The sequence below is a fragment of the Streptomyces sp. PA03-6a genome (assembly GCF_033792765.1).
Lineage (GTDB): Bacteria > Actinomycetota > Actinomycetes > Streptomycetales > Streptomycetaceae > Actinacidiphila.
The window spans coordinates 62,178-68,308 of sequence record NZ_JARAVK010000016.1; the positions used below are offsets into that span (position 1 = coordinate 62,178).

Annotated in this window: 6 protein-coding genes; 2 read left to right on the top strand and 4 right to left on the bottom strand. The window is 73.1% G+C overall.

Annotated features, from left to right (window positions below; all coding sequences use genetic code 11):
- Positions 1-49 precede the first annotated feature (49 nt).
- The 4 genes from PV350_RS06640 to PV350_RS06655 form a co-directional block, all read right to left on the bottom strand.
- Positions 50-691, bottom strand: a complete 642-nt coding sequence (locus tag PV350_RS06640) for a SurA N-terminal domain-containing protein (RefSeq protein WP_499512229.1) — start codon at positions 689-691, stop codon at positions 50-52.
- A 130-nt stretch (positions 692-821) separates the two neighbouring features.
- Positions 822-1,736: a GmrSD restriction endonuclease domain-containing protein gene (locus tag PV350_RS06645; protein ID WP_500333114.1), complete on the bottom strand. Its 915-nt coding sequence runs from the start codon at positions 1,734-1,736 to the stop codon at positions 822-824.
- A 59-nt stretch (positions 1,737-1,795) separates the two neighbouring features.
- The gene (locus PV350_RS06650) at positions 1,796-2,527 is read right to left on the bottom strand and encodes a DUF6585 family protein (RefSeq protein WP_499512231.1); all 732 of its coding nucleotides are present in this window, start codon (positions 2,525-2,527) and stop codon (positions 1,796-1,798) included.
- Positions 2,528-2,604: 77 nt separating this feature from the next.
- Positions 2,605-3,342, bottom strand: a complete 738-nt coding sequence (locus tag PV350_RS06655) for a hypothetical protein (RefSeq protein ID WP_499512232.1) — start codon at positions 3,340-3,342, stop codon at positions 2,605-2,607.
- Between the two features lie 221 nt (positions 3,343-3,563).
- Here PV350_RS06655 and PV350_RS06660 point away from each other — a divergent pair, with 221 nt between their 5' ends.
- Together PV350_RS06660 and PV350_RS06665 are read left to right on the top strand one after the other, a co-directional pair.
- Positions 3,564-5,573: an N-6 DNA methylase gene (locus PV350_RS06660; RefSeq protein WP_500333115.1), complete on the top strand. Its 2,010-nt coding sequence runs from the start codon at positions 3,564-3,566 to the stop codon at positions 5,571-5,573.
- Positions 5,574-5,673: 100 nt separating this feature from the next.
- Positions 5,674-6,131 (top strand): hypothetical protein (locus PV350_RS06665; RefSeq protein WP_500333116.1); only part of this gene is annotated, 458 nt, incomplete at its 3' end.

Genomic DNA, 6,131 nt, shown 5'->3' on the forward strand with positions numbered 1-6,131 from the left:
CAGCGCCGGGGCCGGGTCCGAGGTCGGACCCGGCCCCGGTTCCGGTGCATCAGGCCTGGGCGGCGCGGCGGCTCACCTCGGTCAGCCACGGGTCCTTGGTGTCGTCCAGGTCGAGCTTGTCGGAGTTCCACTTCCCGTAGCGCGGGTTGACGTCGATGTTCAGCTTCTTCGACGTGTCGCGCAGCACCTTGATCAGCGCCGTCTGGCCCTCGGGGGTCTGCACGTCGGCGCCGTAGTGGGCGGCGACCTTCTGCATCAGCAGGTCGGTGCGGATGCTCTCGTCGATGTCGGCGGGCACCATCGCGTAGGTCTGCAGCAGCTGGGCCTCCAGCGCCGCCTTGCCGCCCGCCTGCTTCTCGGTGTCCCCGCGGGCTTCCTGGAGTTCGTTGCGGGTGACGGAGACGCCCACGTCCTGCGCCGCCTTCTCGATCACCTCGTTCTGCACCAGCCGGTGCACGACGTTGCGCTGGAGGTCGCTGCTGGCCTCGATGAGCTGGGCGGCCTGCGGGGTCTTCTCCTGCGCGGCGCGCACCGCGGCGACCTTCGCCTGGACCGTCTCCACGGTGATCTGCCGGCCGTCCACGACGGCCGCGGCACCCGCGTGCGGCGTGCCGCAGGAGGTCAGCAGTGGCGCTGCGAGCAGCACGGCTGCGGCGGCGGTGGCGGAGAGAGCAGTCCTGCGGCGGAGCATTTTTGCCTCCCGGCAAGGGATCGAGCGACGGTGCACGACCTGGCAGTGATGCAGTGATCGAGGATATTGAGCAGGGCACCGGGATATCCAGCGATCCGCACAACACACTGCGCAAACGATCCGCGGCACCTCAGGTGTCGCAGGCGACCCCGTCGCCGTCGCGGTCCAGCGCCCGGGAGTAGCCGGGGTCGCCGCGGTGCAGCGGGGCCGCGCCGGCGTCGCGGGCCGCTGCGCAGTTCGCGTACGAGGCACCCGGGGAGGGGGCGGTGCCCTCCTTCCCGTCGCCCGGACCGGAGCCGCCGCTGTCGCCGCCGCCGTTCCCGCCGCCGGACGTCACCGGCCTGCCGGCGTCCGGCAGGGGCTCGTCGGGGCAGGTGTCCAGCACCTTCTCCATGGCGGCCTTCTCGGCCCCGGTGACCCACAGCCCGTACTTCTTCTTCACCGCCACCTGGCGGGCCACGTACGGGCAGCGGAAGGCCTTGTCCGGCGGCAGCCAGGTCGCGGCGTCGCCGTCGCCCTTCCCGCGGTTGGTCGGGCCGTCGACGGCGAGGAGGTTCAGCGGGTCGTTGGCGATCTGCTTGCGCTTGTCGGGGGACCAGTACTTGGCGCCCTTCTGCCAGGCGTCGCTGAGCGCCACGACGTGGTCGATGTCGACCGTGCTGCGCCCGCGCGTGAAGTCGATCCGCTTCCCGGTGTAGGGGTCGTCGAGGGTGCCCGAGGCGACGACGCAGTCCCCGCCCCGGTCGGCACGGAAGGAGGTGCCGGTGAGGTCCCGGCGGAGTATGTCGTCGCGGGTGTCACAGCCGTTGTGGTCGGTGTCCGCCCAGGCCGCGCCGAACTCGTCCCGCGCGTAGCCCGTCTTGGGCGCCCGGCCCTTCACCGCCAGGTCGCCGACCGCCTTGAGCGCGCTGCCCTTCGGTGCCCCGTCGCTCCCGGCCCCGCTGCCCGTGCCGCTGCCGAGGCCCTCGCCCGTACACCCGGCCAGACCCACGCCGAGCAGCACGGCGACGGCTGCCGCTGCCGTTCCCGCCCTGGTTGTAAGCACCTTGGCACTCTAGGGGGTGGCAGGTGGGGCCGGGCAGGGGGCGTACGGCGCCCGAACGGTCAGTGCGCGACGGCGGTTCGGCGCAGCTCGTCCACAAGGGAGAGGAAGAGGAGGAAGTTCGGGATGTCCTTGACCTTCTTGGACGACCAGGACAGGGACTTGCCGGCCTTCTTCAGCACGAGCACGCCGTCGGTGACCCGGACGCCCTCGATCTCCTGCCAGGTGACGGCACCGCGCCGGGGCGTCGCGACGCCGGAGCGGTTGACCGAGATGTCCCCGAAGGTCAGCGTCCGCCCCTCCGCCAGCATCCGCAGCATTCCCGGCAGCTGGAAGCCGGCGACCTCCTGCTGGATGAACGGCCCCCACCGCTCCGGCTCCGCGTAGAAGTTGAGGATCTTCCGGACCGTGCCGTCCGGCTTGTGCAGCGTGTAGCGGTAACCGGTGGCGACGTGGACGCCGTTGACGTAGGACTCGGTGATCTCCTGCAGCACCGTCATCGAGTCCCAGCGGAAGGCGGCGGGGACGCCGGCGTGGTCGATCTCGACCAGCCCGGACTCGAAGAAGTGGAGGCGCCGGGCGGCGGCCTTGCGGGAGAAGTTGGGGGTGCGCAGGGCATGGTGGAGGAACCAGAGGCCGGGCAGCACGAAGCAGGCCAGCCCCACGAGAATCATGAACACGAAGTTGCACGTCATCAGGAAGCCGTGCCGTTTCGGCATGATCGTGAGGCGGTGCCGCCCGAGCCCCTCGGCCGCGGCGAGGGCGGCGATGTCGTCGGGTATCCGGTCTTCCATGGTGCGTTCCGCCGTTCTCGGGAAGGGGACGGCCCTGGCGCGGCGCGCGCCAGGGCCCGGGGATCGTAGCCGGTGGCTCAGCCGGCGAGCTTGTCGATGTCGACGGTGTCCTTGGCCGCCGGGGCGGTGATCGCGGCCGCCTCGTCGAAGTCGGAGAAGACCATCGTGCCGGGCTCCTTGCCGCCCTTGACGACCAGCTTCAGCAGGTACGGCCTGCCTTCGGTGGCCACGTAGGCGGTGGTGGTCTCGGACCCGTCCTTGCTGGTGATCGGCACGGCGGGCGTGCCCGCCACGGTGGTGGGCTCGCCCTTCTTCCCGCCCAGCTCGCCGTCCGAGTCCTTCTCCACCTCGACGAGGAACGCGTTCAGGTCGCAGGCCTCGACGAGGTCCTTGTTGTCCGGCGTGTCGGCCTTGGTCTTCATCCACCGGCCGGCGAGGAGGTCCTTCATCGCGGCGCCGTCGGAGCCCTGGCTCTTCCAGAAGGCGTCGTCGCCCTTCATGTAGAGCGAGGGGCCCGCCTTGACGAGCTGGACGGTGCCGCCCTCGGCGGTGACCTCGCCCTTGCAGTCGCCGGTCCTGCTCATCGTCATGCGGAACTTCATCCGCTCGCCGTCGGAGATGCCGTCGAGGTCGACGGTCATCGCCGGGGCGGACTTCATGGCGGCCACGGCCTTCTTCTCGATGGTGGCGGCCGGCTGGTCGGCGAGGCCGGTGGCGGCCGGTTCCGCCGTGCCGCCGAGCGGGCCGCAGGCGGCCATCGTGAGGGCGGCGGTGACGCAGCCGAGCGCCGTGAGCGCTCCGCGAGTGGTGGTCATGAGGATCGTCCCCCCTGGTGGACAGCGTGTGGATGACGGTTGCGGGCCGGCGGAACGCCCGGGGACTCCGTGAACCGATGAGTCAATGACAGCATGAGCTGTGAACCGAGTCAACATGGAATCTCGATTCGCGCGAGTTCACGCGTGAAGGGTCGGAACTTTCGTTCACCGGTATGCTCGGGGCCACAGCCGTACCCCGCCGCGGGAAGGGAGCCAGCCAGGTGCCGGAGAACGCAAGCGAGGTGACCGCCGCCGGGATCGCACGGCTGGCCGGGGTGGGGCGGGCGGCCGTCAGCAACTGGCGCCGCAGGCATGCCGACTTCCCCAAGCCGGTGGGGGGCACCGACACCAGCCCGGCCTTCGCGCTGCCGGAGGTCGAGAGCTGGCTCCGCGCCCAGGGCAAACTCGCCGAGGTCCCGCTGCGTGAACGGGTCTGGCAGCGGGCCGAGTCCCATCCCTCGGGCACCGCGGCCGCGCTCCGGCAGGCCGGTGCCGTCTGCCTGCTCGTCCGTGAACACCCCGCCGACGGGCCCCGGATGGAGGGCGCCGCGGCCGAGGACGCCGTACGGGACCTCTTCGAGCGGCACTTCGGCGGGCGGTTCGCCCTCGGCGCCCCCGTCGACGCCGAACTGCTGCACGGCGCCGCCGAGCTCGCCGCCGGGATGGGCCCGCGCCAGGCCTACGAGTTCCTGCTCGGACGCCACCTGGACGCCAACCCCCGGCAGTACACGCTGACCCCGGCCGCGCCCGCCGAGCTGATGGCCGCGCTCGCCGGTCCCGCCCGTACCGTGCTGGACCCCGCCTGCGGCACCGGCACCCTGCTGCGTGCCGTCGAGGCCCCGCACGAGGTGTACGGCCAGGAGGCCGACCCGGACCTGGCGGCGCTGGCGGCGCTGCGGCTGGCGCTGCACGCCGACCCCGCCGCGGTGGTGCGGGTCGCCGGCGGCGACAGCCTGCGCGCCGACGCCTTCCCCGGGTTCGCCGCCGACGCGGTGCTGTGCCACCCGCCGTTCAACGAGCGCAACTGGGGCCACGAGGACCTCGCCTACGACCCCCGCTGGGAGTACGGCTTCCCAGCCCGCACCGAGTCCGAACTCGCCTGGGTGCAGCACTGCCTGGCCCGGGTCCGGGAGGGCGGGACCGTCGTGCTGCTCATGCCGCCCGCCGCCGCCTCGCGCCGCTCCGGCCGCCGGATCCGGGCCGACCTGCTGCGGCGCGGCGCCCTGCGCGCGGTGGTCGCGCTCCCGGCCGGCGCCGCGCCCCCGTACGGCATCCCGCTCCACCTGTGGGTGCTGCGCAGGCCGGGCGCCGGCACGGCGGCCTCCCCGCACCTGCTGCTGGTCGACACCGCGGGGTCGCAGGACGCGGCCCCCGGCGGTGAGAAGGTTCCCTGGCAGTCGGTGCGCGCCACCGTGCTGGACGCCTGGCACTCCTTCGACCGGCACGGCACCACGGAGGAGCGGCCCGGTGTGAGCCGCGCCCTGAAGGTCATCGACCTGCTCGACGACGACGTGGACCTGGCCCCCGCCCGCCACCTGCCGCCGCCCGCCGCGGGCGGCGGGGCGGCCGAACTCGCCGGGGTGCGCGACCGGTTGGCCGCCACCTTGCTGCGCACCGCCGAGCTCACCCCCGCCCCCGCCGGGGCGGCCGAGCCCGCCCGCTGGCCGCTCACCACGGTCGGCGAACTGGCCCGTGCCGGGGCGCTGGTGCTGCGAGCGGGCGGCACCGGGAGCGCCCGCCCCGGTGGCGGTCCCGCCGTGCTCACCGAGCACGACGTCCTCGGCGGTGGCGCGCCGAGCGGCAGCCTGCCCGAGGGACCGCCCGAGGAGGAGCCGGTCCTGACGCGGGAGGGCGACGTGGTCGTCCCGGTGCTCGGCCGGGGTTCGGCCGCCCGCGTCGTCGACGCCGCCACCGCCGGGGCGGCCCTCGGCCGCAACCTCCACCTGCTGCGCCCCGACCCGGCCGCCCTGGACCCCTGGTTCCTCGCCGGCTTCCTGCGCGGCACCGCCAACAACCGCCAGGCCAGCAGCTACGCCTCCACCGCGACGCGGCTGGACGTCCGCCGGCTCCAGGTGCCGCGGCTGCCGCCGGCCGACCAGCGCCGGTACGGGGAACGCTTCCGCACCCTGGCCGCCTTCGAGGAGACCCTGCGGCTGGCGGGACAGCTGGGTGAGCAGTTGGTGCAGGGGCTCTACGACGGGCTGACCGACGGCAGGGTGCGTCCCGAATAGTTACGGGATCGGGTGACAGCCCGTCGGCGACGGCGGATACTCTCGCGATACCACCCGCAGCTGTCCTCCGCACTGATGTCCAGGGAGTACGAGAGCAGTGATGAACGGCCCCGGCCCGGTCCCGCCGTACCCACCCGCTCAGTCCAAGGCCACGGCGATCACGCTCCGTGTCATCTTCCTCACGATCACCGCGATCAGCTGCGGCTTCCTGTCCGGCCTCCCGCTGCTGCACCTGGCCATCCAGCGGCGCCGGACCATGGACTGGGTGTTCTTCTGGATCTGCACCACGGTGAGCATCGCCTCCTTCGCGACCGTCGGCACGCTGCCGGAGGAGAGCCCCTGGACCGACGTGGCGATGCTCACCGCCATCGCCCTCGTCCCCCTGGTCGGCGTCCACTACCTGGTGGCCGACCTGGCGCTGCACCGGGCGGCCGCGGTGCCCGGCTACCCGTCGTACGCCACGACCGTGCCGTACCCCCCGCCGCACCAGCAGGCGCCGCCGCAGCCGCCGGTGGACTTCAACCCCTACCCACCAACCCCGTCGCCTAAACAAACATT

Excerpts from the sequence above, each read along its gene's own strand:
- PV350_RS06640 (WP_499512229.1), bottom strand. The coding sequence starts at position 691 with ATGCTCCGCCGCAGGACTGCTCTCTCCGCCACCGCCGCCGCAGCCGTG.
- PV350_RS06655 (WP_499512232.1), bottom strand. The coding sequence starts at position 3,342 with ATGACCACCACTCGCGGAGCGCTCACGGCGCTCGGCTGCGTCACCGCC.
- PV350_RS06650 (WP_499512231.1), bottom strand. The coding sequence starts at position 2,527 with ATGGAAGACCGGATACCCGACGACATCGCCGCCCTCGCCGCGGCCGAG.